Origin of the sequence: Streptomyces sp. NPDC051018 (genome assembly GCF_044456085.1) — a bacterium.
Lineage (GTDB): Bacteria > Actinomycetota > Actinomycetes > Streptomycetales > Streptomycetaceae > Streptomyces.
In genome coordinates this window covers 1-16,502 of the sequence record NZ_JBITFN010000026.1, presented here as the reverse complement: position 1 = coordinate 16,502, position 16,502 = coordinate 1, and the positions used below count along the sequence as shown (strand labels likewise).

At 71.9% G+C, this 16,502-nt stretch carries 13 protein-coding genes; 6 read left to right on the top strand and 7 right to left on the bottom strand.

From position 1 onward, the window contains the following. Window positions 1-14: 14 nt before the first annotated feature. The 6 genes from ACIBCM_RS31100 to gdhA form a co-directional block, all read right to left on the bottom strand. Complete coding sequence (locus ACIBCM_RS31100; RefSeq protein ID WP_399249078.1) at window positions 15-332, bottom strand: hypothetical protein; 318 nt, start codon at window positions 330-332, stop codon at window positions 15-17. Continuing rightward, window positions 329-1,252 (bottom strand): RimK family alpha-L-glutamate ligase, encoded by a 924-nt coding sequence (locus ACIBCM_RS31095; protein ID WP_399249076.1) that lies wholly within the window; start codon window positions 1,250-1,252, stop codon window positions 329-331. Before ACIBCM_RS31095 ends, ACIBCM_RS31100 begins: the two co-directional genes overlap by 4 nt. Continuing rightward, window positions 1,249-2,070, bottom strand: a complete 822-nt coding sequence (locus ACIBCM_RS31090; protein ID WP_399249074.1) for a hypothetical protein — start codon at window positions 2,068-2,070, stop codon at window positions 1,249-1,251. Before ACIBCM_RS31090 ends, ACIBCM_RS31095 begins: the two co-directional genes overlap by 4 nt. Next, window positions 2,067-3,926, bottom strand: coding sequence for a M6 family metalloprotease domain-containing protein (locus ACIBCM_RS31085; RefSeq protein WP_399249072.1), 1,860 nt, complete (start codon window positions 3,924-3,926; stop codon window positions 2,067-2,069). The genes ACIBCM_RS31090 and ACIBCM_RS31085 overlap by 4 nt, the downstream gene beginning before the upstream one ends. A 262-nt stretch (window positions 3,927-4,188) precedes the next feature. Beyond that, entirely contained in the window at window positions 4,189-5,073 is an 885-nt protein-coding gene (locus ACIBCM_RS31080; RefSeq protein ID WP_399249070.1) for a universal stress protein, read from the bottom strand. A gap of 400 nt (window positions 5,074-5,473) precedes the next feature. Next, window positions 5,474-6,868 (bottom strand): NADP-specific glutamate dehydrogenase, encoded by a 1,395-nt coding sequence (gdhA, locus tag ACIBCM_RS31075; protein ID WP_399249068.1) that lies wholly within the window; start codon window positions 6,866-6,868, stop codon window positions 5,474-5,476. 287 nt (window positions 6,869-7,155) lie between these two features. Here gdhA and ACIBCM_RS31070 point away from each other — a divergent pair, with 287 nt between their 5' ends. Together ACIBCM_RS31070 and ACIBCM_RS31065 are read left to right on the top strand one after the other, a co-directional pair. Then, complete coding sequence (locus ACIBCM_RS31070) at window positions 7,156-7,752, top strand: TetR/AcrR family transcriptional regulator (protein ID WP_399249066.1); 597 nt, start codon at window positions 7,156-7,158, stop codon at window positions 7,750-7,752. A gap of 302 nt (window positions 7,753-8,054) precedes the next feature. Continuing rightward, window positions 8,055-9,263, top strand: a complete 1,209-nt coding sequence (locus ACIBCM_RS31065) for an MFS transporter (RefSeq protein WP_399249063.1) — start codon at window positions 8,055-8,057, stop codon at window positions 9,261-9,263. A 198-nt stretch (window positions 9,264-9,461) separates the two neighbouring features. On the opposite strand, the gene ACIBCM_RS31060 is transcribed toward ACIBCM_RS31065, so the two are convergent. After that, a complete protein-coding gene (locus tag ACIBCM_RS31060) occupies window positions 9,462-10,385 on the bottom strand; it encodes a phosphotransferase (RefSeq protein ID WP_399249061.1) in 924 nt (307 codons plus the stop codon). A 487-nt stretch (window positions 10,386-10,872) separates the two neighbouring features. Here ACIBCM_RS31060 and ACIBCM_RS31055 point away from each other — a divergent pair, with 487 nt between their 5' ends. From ACIBCM_RS31055 to ACIBCM_RS31040, 4 genes are all read left to right on the top strand, one after another. Beyond that, complete coding sequence (locus tag ACIBCM_RS31055) at window positions 10,873-13,101, top strand: hypothetical protein (protein WP_399249059.1); 2,229 nt, start codon at window positions 10,873-10,875, stop codon at window positions 13,099-13,101. Next, window positions 13,098-14,099 carry a hypothetical protein gene (locus tag ACIBCM_RS31050; protein WP_399249057.1) on the top strand — a complete coding sequence of 334 codons (1,002 nt, stop codon included), beginning with the start codon at window positions 13,098-13,100 and terminating at the stop codon, window positions 14,097-14,099. Before ACIBCM_RS31055 ends, ACIBCM_RS31050 begins: the two co-directional genes overlap by 4 nt. Continuing rightward, window positions 14,096-14,977: a hypothetical protein gene (locus ACIBCM_RS31045; protein WP_399249055.1), complete on the top strand. Its 882-nt coding sequence runs from the start codon at window positions 14,096-14,098 to the stop codon at window positions 14,975-14,977. Before ACIBCM_RS31050 ends, ACIBCM_RS31045 begins: the two co-directional genes overlap by 4 nt. A 160-nt stretch (window positions 14,978-15,137) precedes the next feature. Next, window positions 15,138-16,415, top strand: coding sequence for a hypothetical protein (locus ACIBCM_RS31040; protein ID WP_399249053.1), 1,278 nt, complete (start codon window positions 15,138-15,140; stop codon window positions 16,413-16,415). Window positions 16,416-16,502 lie beyond the last annotated feature (87 nt).

The following is a 16,502-nucleotide window of genomic DNA, read 5'->3' as shown; positions in this document are numbered from 1 at the left end:
CGGCCCGTTCGGGCTCAGGGCCGCTCGGGCTCGATGGTGAAGTCCTGCGGCAGCGGGTGCGGTTCGGCCATGATCTCCCCCATCCACAGCCGGGCGCGCAGGGCCAGCACCGAGCCGCCCCCGGCGCCCGACAGCAGTTCACGGCGGACCGCCAGCTCCACCCGTCCGCCGGCGCGCTCCGACAACAGATCGGCCCGGCCCGCCACCGGCGCGGCGGACAGGACGTCCACCGAGGCCAGATCCCACCCGGCGAGCCGGGGATGAGGGCCGACGGCGAGCACCCGGACCCGGAGAGCCGTGAGGTTCTCCACCGGCGCGACCACGGTACTCACACCCCCGCCGGCGCGGGGCCGCCCATGTGCGCCCCGGCCAGCAGGGCGACCAGGGCCGCCGCGATCCGCTGACCCGTGTGCGACTCGTAGAAGGTGTACGCGGGCATCGGATTGACCTCGAAGCACACCCACTCACCGTCCGGGCGGACCCGCAGATCGATGCCGGACAGCGGCAGACCGAGCGCGGCCGAGAGCGCCACCGACCGCCGGACCACGTCCCCGGGAAGTACGCAGGGGCTCAGTTCGGCGCCCAGACCGTCCCGATGGGCGTAGCGGTAGTCGATCGCCGGTGAGTCGACCGCCGTCGCGAACGTCCGCCCGTCCACGACATGGACGCGTACGTCCCGCCCCGGCACATAGGCCTGGAACTGCGTCGGCAGCCCCCGCACCAGATGCAGCCGCGATTCGTCCTCCACCGTCAGCTCCCGTACGACGGACCGGATCCCGCTGATGGACTTGTACACGATCCTGCCGTGCAGATCACGGAAGGCGCGCACCTCGTCCGGATCGTCGGTGACCAGGGTGTCGGGCACGGCGAAGCCCGCCCGGGCGATCAGCTGCGCCTGGTACGGCTTCGACCCGTTGGACTCCATCGCCGCCGGACGGTTCACGACCAGTGCCCCGGCCACATCCAGCCACTCGGTGAACCAGCGGTGGAAGGCGTCCGTACGGGCCTGGGCGGTCGGGCCGCCGGCCGTGGCCGGCGGCACCAGGGGCCGTGCGTAGACGGCGGTGACCTCGTCCAGCGACAGCGATCGGCCCTCCGCGCGCAGCCGGTCGCCGAGACCGGGGCCGAAGACCAGGTCGTAGTGCGCCAGGCGGTTCTGGTCGAGCACGATATGGCCGACACCGGCCTCCCGGGCCGCGTCCACGGCCCGGGAGAGCGGCTCGTCGTCCCGGCAGCCGTAGAAGAGGATCACCGGTCTCTCCCGGGAGCCGTCCCGGCCAGGGTGGTCAGGGCGCGGGCCACGGCCGAGCGCTGCGCGTCCGTGCCGAGCGGCGGCAGCGGATCGATCCGCACCACCGCCCCGGCGGCGAAGGACAGTTCGAACAGGGAGCTCCGCAGCAGGCCGCCCAGCCGGCGGCAGCTCTCCGCGTGGCGGGCGGCCGGCGGGCCGACGACCTCCTCCCGGCACACCAGGACGCGTCCCCCCGGGTCGGGCGGGACGTCCGGCCACAGTTCGACCGGGACCGGGGCCGTATCGCCGCCCGGCCAGGCGAGCCGCCGCTCCAGGCGCTCGCCCGGCCGGACGGCGGCGATCAGCCCGGCGCGCGTGGCCCCGCCCCGGCGGGCCACCGGCAGTCCGCTGCGCTCCGCGTGGACGAGCGCAGCGGTCGCCGACAGGGGACCGTGGGCGGTCCCGTAGGAGCTGACCGTGCCCAGCACCCGGGAACCGAGCCCAAGGAGCCAGCCGGCGACCAGGGCGTGCAGCTCCGACGACGCGTAGTCCCGGTCCTTCGCCGACGAGGACCGACTCAGCCCCGCCTGGGTGAGGTACGGGAGCCGGTGGAGCACCGCGCCGGTTCCGGCGTCGTCCAGGACCCGGCCGCCGGGCAGGACGATCCGTGTGGCGGCCCGGCCGTCCGGCCCGACCCGGTGGCTCCAGCGCGCGCGGGCCAGTTCGCCGGGCGAGACGGACACGACACGGTCGCCGCCCAGCCGGGCGGCGACGCCGCGGGCCGCCGCCGCCGCGCCCGTGTCGCCGTATGCGGCGAGGACGACGACCGCCGCCGTCACCGCGGCGGGAGGGTGTCGAAGGCGCGCTTGGCGCCGGAGTCGCCCTCCTCCATCGCCTGCCGCAGGGCCTGGGGATCGGTGTCGTACACCGGTCCGCCCGTGAGGTCGGGCCGCAGCGCGGACCCGATGAACGGCTCGGGCACCCCGGGGTCCGAGCCGATGCCCAGCGCCTCCTCCACCGCCTCCAGCCTGGCCCGCAGCTCCGCGACGGCCTCCACGACCCGGTCGCCCCCGCCGCCCGACGCGCTCCCGGTGGTGTCCGCGCCGCCCGCCGTGTCCCCGGCTCCTTCGCCGCCCTCCCGGTCCCCGCGCGGCTGCTCGGGACGCTCCGGACGCTTGTACTCGTACCGGTCCTTGAGGTCCTTGCGCTCCTTGAAGGGCTCCTTGAACTCCTTCAGGCGTTCCTTGACGTCCTTCTTCAGCTCTTTGCGCGAGTCCTTGAGATCCTTGAACTCCTTCGCCGGCGGTTTGCCGCAGGAGACGGCGACCGTCGCGGTCATCGTCGCGGCCGGGGCCGAGATGTTCGTCAGGGAGACACAGGTGTCGGCGCCCGCGTACGACTTCGAGTGCGGCGAGGTGGAACCGGTCAGTGAGGTGTTGTTGGTACTGCCGGGGAAGGGGTCGCCCGCGTCACCGCGGTTGCGCGCCATCTCCAGGTCCCGCCGGTTGTCGGCCTGGACGAGGCCGACCTTGTAGTGGTTCTCGTCGGTGTTGCCCGGCTGCCGCTCGTCGATGTGCCACACCAGCAGCCCGGACCCGGGCAGCGAGACGTCGTAACCGCTCTGCTGCCGGTTCTCCACCAGGAAGTACTCGGGCCCGCCCGCGCCGTCCTTCCACAGCCGCTGGACCGTGTGCCCGGTCTTCACGTCCTCGAAGGTGACGGTGGCACGGGAGGTGACCGTGTTCGCCGTCGCCCAGCCCTGGTTGACCTTGCACCACGCGGACGGATGCACGGGAACGTCACCGCCGCCGCCCCAGGAACCGCCTCCCATCAGACACCAGTCGCCGACGCCCTCCGAGGTTCCGTCGGTGTCGTACAGATCGGGGAAGCCGAACACCAGATGGCCCAGCTCATGGGCGCAGACACCGATCCTGGCGTCCTCGGGGATCGTCAGATACGCGAAGATCCGCGTCCCGTCCGAGGTGTGCACGGCGGGCAGATTCCACTTGTGCGACCAGATGTCCCCGGGCCGGCCGCTCGCCTCACCGCCGGAGCCCGCGTGCACCACGATGAAGGCGTCCACGAGCCCGTTGCCGTCGTTGTCGTACGGCGCGAAGTCCACCAGAGGGTCGGCCGCCAGCACCGCGTCCTGCGCCATGACCGGCGCCCTCGGTGTGCCGCTCGGCCTGCCGATGCCGAAGTTGCCGTTGGCGTACCAGGCGAGCGTCTGCGGCAGCCGCAGCGGGCCGACGACCTCACCGACGATGTCGATCAGACCGTGGGTCACCTCGCGGAAGTACTCGCGGACACTGCCGTGGGGCAGGACCCCGAGCGAGAAGAACAGGTCCTCGAAGTGCTTCTTCGACGCCGACATCGCCTTGTCGGAGAAGTCGGCGAGGACCACGACCACCCGCACCGGCCCCCGCAGCGGAGCCCGGTCGGCCGCAGCCGACTGGATGGTCTCGAACGGCGTCCCCAGCGGGAACTCGTCCGGCGGGAAGATGGTGCCGTCGTCGAAACCGATCCGTCGCGGCCCGCGTGCGACCGTGAACTGCTCGGCCAGCTCCTCGGCCCCCGAACGCAGCTGCTCCAGCTGTGCGTTCAGCCGCTCGCGCAGCTCCGGACTGGGCGCGACGGCGCAGAAGTCGGACCAGACGGCACGGGCCGTCCGTTGCCCCTGGGCATGCTCTGACATGTGTACCCCCGATGGATGCCCGGCACGTCCGGCGGCGCCGATCGGGCGCGGACCCGTTGCCGTGAACTCCTACGCATCGTAGGAATCCCGCACAGGGCAGTCGACCCGGTCGCCCGAGCTGCCCGGGCCGGGGGTCCGAAAACGGCCCCGGGCGCCAGCCCGCCGTCCGCCGGGGGACGTACCCGAAGTCGTCCGGCCCCCGCCGGAGGGTTCCCGACCGCGTACGCCACGGGTCACACCCGTGGCGTACGGGCGGTGGGGCTCACTCCTGACCGGCGCGTACCACCGCGACCGGGCAGTGCGCGTGGTGCAGCGCCGCCTGGCTGACCGAGCCCAGCAGCAGCCCCTTGAAACCGCCGCGCCCCCGCGCGCCCACGACCAGCAGCTGGGCGTGCTCGCTCGCGTCGATCAGGGCAGGACGGATCCGGTCCTGGACCAGACGCCGGTGGACGGTCACGTCCGGGTACTTCGCCTGCCACCCGGAGAGCGCCTCGGCGAGCAGCCGCTCCTCCGTCGCCTCCAGCCGTTCGGCGCCGTCGACCAGGTTCTGCGGATAGCCGGGGTCGTCGTCGCCCCGCTCGGTCCAGGTGTTCCACGCGTGCATCGCGACGAGTTCGGCACCGCGCAGCGACGCCTCGGCGAACGCGAACCCCACCGCGGCCTCCGCCTGCGGGGAGCCGTCCACCGCCAGCAGCACCGGACCGGACGGATCCGGGGTGCCGCGCACCACCATGACCGGGCATCTGCCGTACGCGGCGAGGTGCACGGCCGTCGAGCCGACGAGCAGACCGATGAAACCGCCCATGCCCCGGCTTCCGACGACCACCAGGGACGCCGTGCGCGACTGCGCTTCCAGTACGGTCAGCGGCTCGCCCCCGACCAGGTCGGAGGTCACCTCCACATCCGGTTCCACGCGACGCGCGAGCTCCACCGCTTCAGAGAGCACCCGCTCCGCGATATTGCGCAGCCCGCCGTCGCGGGGACCCATCGGTGAGGGGCCGAGCGGTACATGCATATTCGGCCAGATGAAGGCGTGCACGACCTGCAGGCCCAGCCCGCGCAGCCGCGCCTCCCGGGCGGCCGTCTCCACGGCGGCGAGACTCGACGGCGAGCCGTCCACGCCCACTACGACCGGACCGTTCCTCACAGCATTCCCCTCTCAATCGGTGCGGCGACCGCATCGGCGCCGTCGCCGTCCCTCCTCCAGTCTCGATCAGGTGGTGAGGAGCTGCCAGGGGCCGAACGACCCGGGCCCGGGGGCCGAACATCCCGGGCTCCGGACCTGCCGGAGGTCACTGAAGGTGACGTGTTGGTCGCGTTCGGAACGGTCGGCCGGAACCGGCCGTCATCCACGCCGTCCACCCCGTCCGCTCCGTCATTGCGGCGGACGGGGGAGGGACCGTGTGCGCGCCGGTGCGGAGAGTACGGCTCAGGGCCGTCACCCGGGGGTGCGCGTCAGGCGCCCCGTCCCGGGCGGGCGCGTGAAACGGCCGGGAGGAGCGTGTCCCGCCCCTCCCGGCCGTATGTTCCGCGACAGGCGCCGGGCCTCAGATCACGCCCTGGGCCAGCATCGCCTCCGCGACCAGTTCGAAGCCCGCGATATTCGCACCGGCGACATAGTTCCCCGGCTGCCCGTACCGCTCGGCCGTCTCATGGCAGGTGTGGTGGATGTGCCGCATGATCTCCCCGAGGCGGTCCTCGGTGTGCTCGAACGTCCAGGAGTCGCGGGACGCGTTCTGCTGCATCTCCAGGGCACTCGTCGCGACCCCGCCCGCGTTCGCCGCCTTTCCTGGGCCGAAGGCGACGCCCGCGTCCTGGAGCACCCGCAGGGCCTCCGGCGTGGTGGGCATGTTCGCGCCCTCACCGACCGCCTTGACCCCGCCGCGTACCAGGGCCAGGGCGTCGGTCTCGGTCAGCTCGTTCTGGGTCGCGCAGGGCAGGGCCACATCGCACGGCACCTGCCAGACGCCGGCGCCCGGGACGAACCGGGCCGCCGAGCCCCGCCGCTCGGCGTAGTCGGCGACCCGGCCCCGCTCCACGTTCTTGATCTGCTTGAGGAGTTCGACGTCGATGCCCTTCTCGTCGACCACGAATCCGTCGGAGTCCGAGCAGGTGACCACGGTGGCGCCGAGCTGCTGGGCCTTCTCGATGGCGTACACGGCGACATTGCCCGAGCCGGACACCGTGACGCGCTGACCGTCGAAGTCCTGGCCGAGGGTCCCCAGCATCTCGGCCGTGAACAGGACACAGCCGTATCCGGTGGCCTCGGTGCGGGCCTGGGCGCCGCCCCAGCTCAGGCCCTTGCCGGTGAGGACGCCCGACTCGTACCGGTTGGTGATCCGCTTGTACTGGCCGAACATATAGCCGATCTCGCGCTGCCCGACACCGATGTCACCCGCGGGGACGTCGGTGTACTCGCCCAGATGCCGGTACAGCTCGGTCATGAACGACTGGCAGAACCGCATGATCTCGCCGTCCGAGCGGTTCTTCGGGTCGAAGTCGCTGCCGCCCTTGCCGCCGCCGATGGGCATCCCGGTGAGGGCGTTTTTGAAGATCTGCTCGAAGCCGAGGAACTTCACGATGCCGACGTTCACCGAGGGATGGAAGCGCAGACCGCCCTTGAAGGGCCCGAGGGCGCTGTTGAACTCCACCCGGAAGCCCCGGTTGACCTGGATCTCGCCCGAGTCGTCCACCCACGGCACCCGGAAGATCAGCTGGCGCTCCGGCTCGCAGATCCGCTCGATGATCTTTGCGTCGACGAACTCGGGGCGCCGTGCGAACACCGGCCCGAGGCTCTCCAGGACTTCCCGTACGGCCTGGTGGAACTCGGCTTCCCCGGGGTTGCGGCGCAGGACCTGCGCGTACAGCGGGTCGAGTACGCGGTCCTCGGAACCGTTGAGGGGTCCTGCGGACGGCGCGGGAGACAGGGGCGGTGGCACCATCGGTGATCGGGCTCCTTGCACTTCGGGAACGGACAGCCTGGGGCTCTGTGGCGCTCGACCGGTCGCCCTTGACCGGCCCCGCCCACCGCCCGGGTACCGGGCGACACAGGTGCGGCTTTCCCAAGAAATACGGATGTGCACCGCAACGATACTCATAAGTGCGGTGGCCGTTCGGGCCGGGAGCCCGCCGGGCCGTGCCCCCCAAGGGAACCGAGGCCCTCCGTCCGGGTGTGTCGGCGCGGCATTTTTTGTTCTGAGCGTTCCAAAATCGTGGTACGGTTTCCTTCATGGGGCGACCGAGGGAGTTCGACGAGACCCAGGCCGTGGACGCGGCTTCACGCGTCTTCTGGTCCAAGGGGTACGAGGCCACGTCGACGCAGGATCTGTGCGACGCCACGGGCCTCGGACGCAGCAGCATCTACAACACCTTCACCTCGAAGCATCATCTGTTTCTCCGGGCGCTCACGCATTACGCCGGCACCATGACCGACCGGCAGGCCCGGCTGCTCGACGAGGGGGCCGGCACTGGTCTGGAGCGGATCAGGGCCCTCCTCGCGCTGATCGTCCGCTCGGAGATGGAGAGCCGGGAAGGGGGAGTCTCGGTCGGCTGTTTCACCGTCAACACGCTGACCGCCCTCGCCGCGCGCGACGCCGGGGTCGCGGAGGTCCTGGAGAAGGATCTGCGCAGGCGGCTGGCCCTGCTGAGGGCCGTCGTCGAGGACGGCAGACGGGACGGTTCCATCACCTCGGCCCGGGACGCGGAGGGGCTCGCGTGGTATCTGGTGTCGGTCATCTCCGGTATGCGGGTCGCCGCCCAGGCGGGTGCGGGCCGTGTCGAACTGGACCAGATCGCCGCCGCCGGGGTCGATGCGCTGAGCCCCTGACCCGCCGAACCGCTTCGTCCTTGATCCCATGAGTTCCTGAGCCGCCGGGCTGCTCGGCCGTTCGGTCCCCGACGCGCCGTCCGGCCGGGGCGCCGGCTCTGGTGCAGTGGCCGCCGGACGGGTGAACTCCCGTACTCCCCATGCCGATACGGGACCCCGTGCCGATAGAGGGCCTCCCAGAGTCACCCGTCGTTCGCCGTGTACCCGCCCGAACCGCGCCCTAATTTTGTACCGAACGGTTCATAACTTGCCTCCGCGGCGAGCCGCCGCACCGCACGTCACACGCTGAGAGGGAGAACCCCGTGCCCAAGTCCGTCCATCTGATGGCCCTCGGCATCTTCGCCATGGTCAGCAGCGAGTTCCTCGTCGGCGGTCTGATGCCGCAGATCGCCGAAGACCTCGACGTCACGATTCCCCAAGTCGGTTATCTGATCACCGCGTTCGCGCTCGCGATGGCCGTCGGCGGCCCCTTCGCCACGACCGCCGTCCTCAGATTCCGCCCCCGGACGGCGCTGATGATCCTCTACGCGGTCTTCCTGGCGGGCAACGCCCTGGCCGCCGTCGCCTCCACCTACTGGCTGATGATGGTGGCCCGCGTCGTCACCGGCACCGTGTCCGGCGCGTTCTTCGGTGTCTCGCTCTCCCTGGTCGCGCAGATCACCACCCCTCAGACGCGCGGCCGGGCGATCGGCGTCGCGATGCAGGGCCTGATGGTCGGCACACTCCTCGGCCTGCCGATCTCCACCCTCGTCGGGGAACGCTGGGGCTGGCGGGCCGCGTTCGCGGCCGTCGGTGTCATCACGGTGATCGCCGCCGTGGCCACCAGGATCGCCGTTCCCCCACTCGACCGCGCGGACGACTCGGGGGACTTCCGTCAGGAGCTCTCCGCCTTCCGCGCGCCCAGGCTGTGGCTGGTGCTGTCCACCTCGATGCTCATCATCGGCGCGACCTTCGCCGCGTTCTCGTACTTCACCCCCATCCTCACCGAGGTCACCGGATTCAGCCGGAGCGCCGTGCCCCTGCTCCTGCTCGCGTACGGCGCGGCCACGGTCGTCGGGAACGCCGTCGTGGCCCGGCTCGCCGACGCGCACACCATCCGCGTCCTGGTCACCGGGCTCGCTCTCAACACCGTCTTCCTGGTGGCCTTCGCCCTGTTCGCGGACCTCAGGATCCCGGCGCTGCTGGCCATGCTCGGCATCGGATTCGTCGGGGTCACCCTCAACCCCGCCATGATCAGCAGGGTTCAGCGCACGGCCAACGCCCGTCCGCTCGTCAACACCGTCCACTCGTCCTTCATCACCATGGGAGTGGTGATCGGCTCCGGCATCGGCGGTATCGGCATCGGCTCCTTCGGGCTGACCGCGCCGCTGTGGCTGGGCGCCGCCCTCGCGGTACTGGCAGGGGTGACCCTGCTCCCCGACATCCGGCGGCTCCGCCGCGGCCCGGCGGTCCCCGTGCCCGCTTCCGTGCCCGTCGCCACCGGAGGCGCGCGCCGGGTCGAGAGGGTGTGAGGTCCGGCGCCCGGTTCCGCCGGCCGGGGCCGTCCGATCACCCCGGGCGGCCCCGGCAGCTGCCGGCCCCGCGACGGCCACGACCGCCGTGTCCCGCGCAGCGTCCCTGCCGATGGCGGCGATGACCGCCGGCCCGGCCCGGACACCTCGGATTCCGGGCCGGGTCCCTCCGGTCGCACGGATCCCGGGCCGGGGCGGTCAGAGCCCGGTGAACCACCGATCGGCCAGCGACTCCAGCGTCGCCTCGGCGGGGGCCGGCAGTTCCCGCAGGAACCAGGGCAGATCGCTGTACACATGCAGCAGTGTGTAGGCGAGGATCCGGGCCGGATCGAAGGACCGGCCGTACGCCGTGAGGAAGCGCGCCAGCAGCTTGGGATCGCCGCAGGTGACGAACAGGCCGACGGCGGCGAAGTCGTAGGCGCGGTCGCCGATCATCGCGGGTTCGAAGTCGAGCAGCCCGGTGAGCCGCCAGTTGTCCGGGTCGACCAGGAGGTGCTGGCGCATGAACTCGGTGTGCAGCAGGGCGCGGCGGGGACTCCTCGGCAGGGTCACCGAGTCGAGGAACCCCGGGATCTGCTCCAGCCAGGATTCCGGGAGCCCGCGGTCACGCTGCTGTGCGACGGCGGCCGCGCGTCCGGAGTCCAGGAAGGCGCCCCAGTCCCCGGGGCCGAGGACATCCGCCAGCGGTTCGGGGTCGATCACGTGCAGCGCCGCCAGAATCCCGCCGGACTCGGCGACGATCCGCTCCCGGTCGCTGCCCGGAATGCGCTCCCAGGCATGGGACAGCCCCACACCGCGGAGCCGTGACATCAGGATGTACCGCCAGCCGTTCTCGTACGCGCCGTAGTCCCGCACCTGCGGAGTCGGTACGGGCAGCCGCTGCTGGAGGTGGGTCAGGACCCGCCCCTCGGCGATGCCGTCGGTCGCGGCGGTCCCCGGGAAGAGCTTCAGGACGTGCTCGTCACCCACCGCGTAGACCGGCTGCGAACCGTCGGCGAAGCGCACCAGGGGTGCCCGGTCGAGCCCGAGGCGGGCGCAGAGGTCCTCCACCGCCGGTCGCATCACGGTCTCGTCGGGGACGACCGCGTCCCACTCTTCGTCTGTTTCCACGGCAGGCAGCATGAGCGCGACCGTAGGGTGCCCGGTGCCGGTGGGCAACGAGTTTTCGCGCCCGCCGTGGCCGATCGGTGGCCGAACCCCGACCGGGCGGTGACCTGGTGAGGAACCGGGCACGGACGGTCCGGTTTCCCGCCGCCGCGAGCACGGACCGTCCCCGCCGGCAGCCCGGTTTCCCGCCGCCCCGCGTGAGGTCCGCAGAGCCGGTCGGCCCACCGGTGGCACGTGTCCCCAACGGGCCGACCACCACCCGAGCCCCTGCCGGCCGGACGGGATGCGCGGACCCCGCGGGACCGTCCGGAACGCGCGCACCCCGGATCGGCTCGTGCCACACCCGTCCCCCTCGTCGACCGCTGTCCCATGGCGGCCGTCCGGCCCTCGGTGTGTCCACCGGAAGTCAGGGGAAGCCGTGACAGGCCGGGATCTGTGCTGACATCATCGCTGTGCCCGGCGGCGGGGCTGCCGCCGGTAGCGAGTCACGGGGGGGTGGGGTATGTCGCGTCGTGCCCGCATCGAGGAGATACGCAGCCGCAGGGCCGGGCAGGCGCTGGCACTGGACCGGGCCCACGGCCGGGTGGCGGAGGTGCTGGAGGCCCTGCGCGTACTCCGGACACTGCGCGCCGATCTGGTGACACAGGTGCCCGACGAGGCGCGGAGCCATCTGGCGGGCATCGGCGCCGAGCTGACCGCGCTGCTCGAAGAACTGCCCCAGGAGGCCGCCGCCCTGGAGGCGGCCGCGGCCCGGTTCCGGCGGCCCACGCTCAACGTCGGGGTCATCGGCCGCGCCAGGCAGGGCAAGAGCGAGATGATCAAGAGCCTCACCGGGCTGACGGACCGTGAGGTCCCCACCGGTGACGGAGGCTTCTGCACCGGTGTGACCAGCGTGCTGCGCCACCAGGAGGGCGTCGCCACCCAGGCCCAGGTGTTCTTCTACACCGAACGCTCCTTTCTGCGCGAGGTGATCGCTCCCTACTACGCCGAACTGGGCCTCGGTCCCGCGCCCGCCACGCTCGACCGGTTCGCCGGCCCGCTGCCGCCCGCGCCGGACGGCGACGGCGCGGTCGGCGGCAGCCGTTACAGCCATCTGGCCGCGTTCCACGCAGCGCTGCCCGCGTACCGGCACTATCTGTCCACACCGTCCCCGCACCCGATCGAGGCGGGCGAGATCCGCCGCTTCGTCGCCCAGGCGGATCCGGAGGAGAAGGAGCCGTACCACGCCTTCCGGGCCGTTCGGCAGGTGCGGATCACCACGCCCTTCGAGCACCAGGACTGGACCGGGCTGTCGCTCATCGACCTGCCGGGACTCGGGGACACCAATCTCCAGGACGCCCGCCGTCTGGTGTCGGCCCTCCAGGACGAGATCGACGTGGTGGTGTTCGTACGCCGTCCCGACGCGTCCGGGGACGCCATCGACACCCCCGACCACCAGCTGTTCGACCATGTGCGCGACGGGCTCGCCTGGGCGGATCTGAAGAGCTGCTCGTTCCTGGTGGTGAACCGGTGTGTCACGGCCACCAAGGGCGACAACACCGCCAACGCCCGCAAGATGCTGGAACAGTGGCTGCCCGCCTCCCGGTTTACGGTGTCCGGGGCGCGGATCGCGGACTGCTCCGAGCCCGCCGAGGTGGCCGCGGCGATGGACCAGGTCCTCGACCATCTGACGGACCATCTGGACGAGCTGGACGAGCGGCACCTCGCCGCCCGCCGCGAGAGGGCCGCGGAACTGCGCGAACGGGTGGCACGGCTGGCCGAACGGGCGGGACGGCTGGCCGATCTGGCCCAGCCGGCCGATGTGTGGTCGGTGCCCTTCATCAGACTGTTCGAGGACGTCCACGGGCAGCTCGCCAACTCCCTCGCCGGACTCGTGGACCACCTGCGGGAACAGCGGGCGTTGACCGACGGCCTGCTCGCGGACGCCGTCGACGACGTCCTGCGTGCGGCCGCGGAGGACCCCTGCCACCCGACGGCGGAACAGCTGACCGTGCGCGCGGCCCGCGAGAACGGACTGAGCGTGGCGTACGGAAAGTACCTCAACGAATCACGCGCCCGGCTTTCGCGCCGCTTCCTCGAATGCGACGGCGCCCTCCACGCGCGGACCGACCGGATGCGCGAGGAGGTCGCCGAGGTGCTGCGCGGACCGGGCGGCCTCGCGGGGATCGACGCCTCCGGGGGCCGGGAGTTTCTGCTGGCGCTCGCCGAGCGCATCCCCCGGGTCAGGGAGAACGGCGGCAGCGAGATCCGCTACGCGCTGCGCCTGCTGGCCGACTTCCAGCTCTCCTACCGGGGCATGCTCCAGCACCGCGTACGGGCCTGTCTGGACGGTCTGCACGCCGACACCCCCGCCATGAGCTTCCCGCACGACCCCGTCCCCACCACCGGCCAGGTCCTGGAGATGCTGGAAGTCGCCTACGACGAGGCCCTGTTCGCCTGCCGGAGCGAGCTGGACAAGATGCTGGCGGACCCCAGCGCCGCCGTGTTCTCGATCGTCGAGGAGTTCTACGACCGGGTGATCGCCGCCGCCGGTTCCCAGGACGAGTGGCGGCTCTTCTACCAGGACGCCCGGACCGAGATCTGGCCGGGCCGGTTCGCCGCCCTCGCCCAGCACGCGGCGCAGCTGCGCCAATGGTCGGAGGCCGTCGCCGCCGTCACGGCGGCCGTGGCCGCGGCCGGTGACTCCGCTGTACCGGCAGACGACCCGGAGCCCGAGGAGGCACTGGCATGAGCAAGACGGAGAAGTACGTCCTCGATGTGTGCATGCTGGGACCCCGGGGCGCGGGGAAGACCTCCCTGCTGGCCTCGATGTACGCCCAGTACACCCGGATCATCGGCGACACCGACCTCGATCTCACCCCGGTCGGCGACACCGCGGTCAAACTCAGCGACGCCGTCGCCGTCCTGGAGTCCCTCTCCCGCTCGGTCCAGGTACGCGACGGGGTCGCCGGCACCGAGCGGATCGACCTCCACCGCTACGACATCGGCGTGGGACGCAAGAACAAGAACCCCCGCTTCACCCTCCGGTTCACCGACTACGCGGGCGAACTGCTGCGCGACCTCAGCGGTGAGGCCGTCGGGCAGAAGGTGCGCCAGACCCTCCAGGACAGCCAGGTCATCGTGCTGGCCGTGGACGCCCCCGCGCTCGTCGCCCGGGACGGGCTCTACCACAACAGGATCAACCAGCCGCTTCTGATGTTCGAGCGGATCAAGGAGATCCTGCGCGAGGACCAACGGCCGCGGCTGCTGGTCGTCACCCCGCTCAAGGGGGAGAAGTACCTCGCCGGACCCCATGGTGCCAAGGAACTGGCCGAGCAGGTCCGCGCCGGATACCAGCCCCTGTTCGCCCATCTCGCGCACCCGGAGATACGGCCCCGGGTCGGCTGTGTCCTGGTACCCGTGCAGACCACGGGATCCATCGTCTTCTCCTCCACCACCGAGTCGGAGGACGGGACGGTCCAGTTCCACTACCGCAGCCGCAGCCCCGGCGCGCCCTACCGCCCCGTCGACACCGACCAGCCCCTGCGCTACGCCCTGCGGTTCGTCATCAACGTCTACCGCCGCGAGCGGCGCGGCGCCTGGCGGGAGATGATGGAGCAGACCTTCCGCACCGACCGCGCCCTGGAGGCCGCGATCGCCCAGTTCACGGAGGGGACCCGGACGGGCGCCGGAATCCAGGTGATCCAGGACCATCCCTATCTGCATCCGGCGGACCAGGGGCGCGGATGAGTACGCCGGCGGTCTGGGCCGTACAGTCCTGCGGGGCCCTCCCCGAACAGGGCTACACCTGGCTTCCGGCCGGGCAGGGCCCCGGCGCGGACCCCGATCTGCTGCTCGAGGGATGCGCCGGACGGTCGGTGAGCGACCTCGTCGACGACACCAAGCCGTCACTGCTGCTCTACGCCCTGAGGCAGCGGAGCGATCTGAGGCCCCGGTGGATTCTGCTGCTGACCGGGCTGCGCCCGCCCGGGGCGGGCACCGACCATATGCGTCGCGCCGTGCGGGCGACGGTCCTCGGCACCGCCGACGCCGCTGCACCGCCGCCCGGGATGCTCGCCCTCGCGTGCCTGTTTCTCACGGGGAGCCTGGAGGACCGACTGCCCCTCGACCACGGACTGCCCGCGGGCACCCCGGGCTTCGCCCTCGACCCGGCGCGCTGGGCGGCTCTGCTGACCGGGGCCGGGGACGGCATGCCGGGGGCAACCGCCCTTCCCGACCCGCGGGAGGTCCGGACGGACACCGACTCCCCGGAGACCCGGAGCAGAGCCGCCGGGATGCTGGCGGCCCTGGCCGGTCACACGGCCGCCCAGCCGACCTCCGACAAGCAGAGAGAGCACAACGGCTTCGGCCTCGACGCCCATCTGGTGGGCCCCGACGCCCGGCCCCTCCTCGTCGTCACCACCCTGCTGGGCGGGGAGTCCCTCCAGACGGTCATGCCCCTGTACGGACTCGGCCGGAGGATCACCGGTGAAACCGTCGTACCCCGCCGTGAGGCCCGGGGATCTCTGCTGGTCGGGCAGTTGAGGGCGGGGTGGAAGAGCTGGACGCTCGGTGTCCTCGCCGCACTCGCCGCCGCCCTCGCGGTCCTGGCCGCGGTCCTCAGATGAACTGGCCGCCCCCGGCACCGCCGTACGCCGCCGCTCCCGCGTTCACCGGCCCGGCTCCCGTACGCAGGCCGCCTCCCACCGCCCCGCCGTTCATATCCGCCGACGGTACCGCGCGAAAAAGTCTTGCGGCCCCGGGGCCGCCGCACAATGATCACTGGCGATGACCAGTCAACTCGCCGGAGCGCAGAAGCTCCTGGACTCCGGGGACATTCCCGGAGCCGTACGGGCGCTGCGCCCGATCGCCGAAACCACACCCCTGCGCGACCTGGCGCAGGTGGTGCGCCAGCTCGCGACCGCCGTCGGCTTCGAGGACCTCGCCGGGGCCGCGAAGACACTGACGAGGAAACCCGACGATCCCCAGGCCCTCTTCGACTTCGGCTACGGCTGTATCGACCGGGGCATCTCCTTCCTTGCCGTGCCCGCCCTGCGCCAGGCCCTGCGCAGGGTGCCCGACTCGCGCTCCCTGCTGAGCGAACTGGTCTCCGCGCTGGAGGGGGAGCACCGCCACGAGGAGGCGGCAGCACTGCTCGCGGAGCGTGACGCCGTGCTGCACGCCTGGCCCGAGCGCTATCTCCTCGTCTACAACTCCCTGCTGGCCGGGGACCTCGCCCGGGCCCATGACAGCGTGATGCGGCTGCCCCCGCCCGACGACCACTCCTGGGAATGGGCGTACGGACGGATCTCGGGGATGCTGCACCGGGCCGAACTCGCCGCCGGGGCGTCCCCGCTCGACCGGCGGGACCTGCGGGGCTGGCACTACACCCTGACCGGCGGCCATCTGGCCGTCCTGTCGCCCTACGGCTTCGACGCCGGGATGAACGGCCGGTACGCCTATGTCCAGGACAGCGTGGAGCAGTGCCGGCGGGGCCTCGGCCGGCTGGCCCTCGCACTGCGCGGCGCCGGCCGGGAGCCCCGTACCGTCTCCCTGCTGCCCGGCCGCGCACAAGAGATCCTCGGCGTCGCGGCGGCCCGCGTACTCGCGCTGCCCCTGGAGCCGTACGATCCGCAGCGTACGGACACCGTGGTCGTCGCCTACGACCTGAACACCGTCGACCGCGACCTCGCCGAGTCCCTGAGGTACCGCCCCGACGGCCAGATCCTGTACGAGCACGCCACCTGCTGGACCGGGCCCCCGGCCGTCGGCGCCGATATGAGCGGCCTGCTCTGCCAGAGCGTCGTCGAGCCCTGGGGGCCACGGCTGCGCGCGGTCGACAACGGGGTGGAACAACTCCCGCCGGACCCGAGGCCGGAGGCGGACATCGCCGCCGAGATCGCCGAGGCGGCCGGTGAACCCGACCCCGGCGACGGACAGACCCCGGACGAACCGGACGAGATGTTCGGCGCCTTCGTCGCCGCCACCGCGTCCGCGTGGGCGACGGGTCCGCGCTCCCATCTCGGTTCACCGGGTCCGGTACCCAGCTCCCGGTTCGACTACTGATCTTTTCGTAAGTTCGGTTGGTGTGGTGGGTGGATGGTCAGGCCGGTATTGGCGAGGAAGGACCATGGCAGTTGGGGGTTGGCGTTG

Excerpts from the sequence above, each read along its gene's own strand:
- ACIBCM_RS31045 (WP_399249055.1), top strand. The coding sequence starts at position 14,096 with ATGAGTACGCCGGCGGTCTGGGCCGTACAGTCCTGCGGGGCCCTCCCC.
- gdhA (WP_399249068.1), bottom strand. The coding sequence starts at position 6,868 with ATGGTGCCACCGCCCCTGTCTCCCGCGCCGTCCGCAGGACCCCTCAAC.
- ACIBCM_RS31070 (WP_399249066.1), top strand. The coding sequence starts at position 7,156 with ATGGGGCGACCGAGGGAGTTCGACGAGACCCAGGCCGTGGACGCGGCT.
- ACIBCM_RS31085 (WP_399249072.1), bottom strand. The coding sequence starts at position 3,926 with ATGTCAGAGCATGCCCAGGGGCAACGGACGGCCCGTGCCGTCTGGTCC.
- ACIBCM_RS31040 (WP_399249053.1), top strand. The coding sequence starts at position 15,138 with ATGACCAGTCAACTCGCCGGAGCGCAGAAGCTCCTGGACTCCGGGGAC.
- ACIBCM_RS31060 (WP_399249061.1), bottom strand. The coding sequence starts at position 10,385 with ATGCTGCCTGCCGTGGAAACAGACGAAGAGTGGGACGCGGTCGTCCCC.
- ACIBCM_RS31050 (WP_399249057.1), top strand. The coding sequence starts at position 13,098 with ATGAGCAAGACGGAGAAGTACGTCCTCGATGTGTGCATGCTGGGACCC.
- ACIBCM_RS31055 (WP_399249059.1), top strand. The coding sequence starts at position 10,873 with ATGTCGCGTCGTGCCCGCATCGAGGAGATACGCAGCCGCAGGGCCGGG.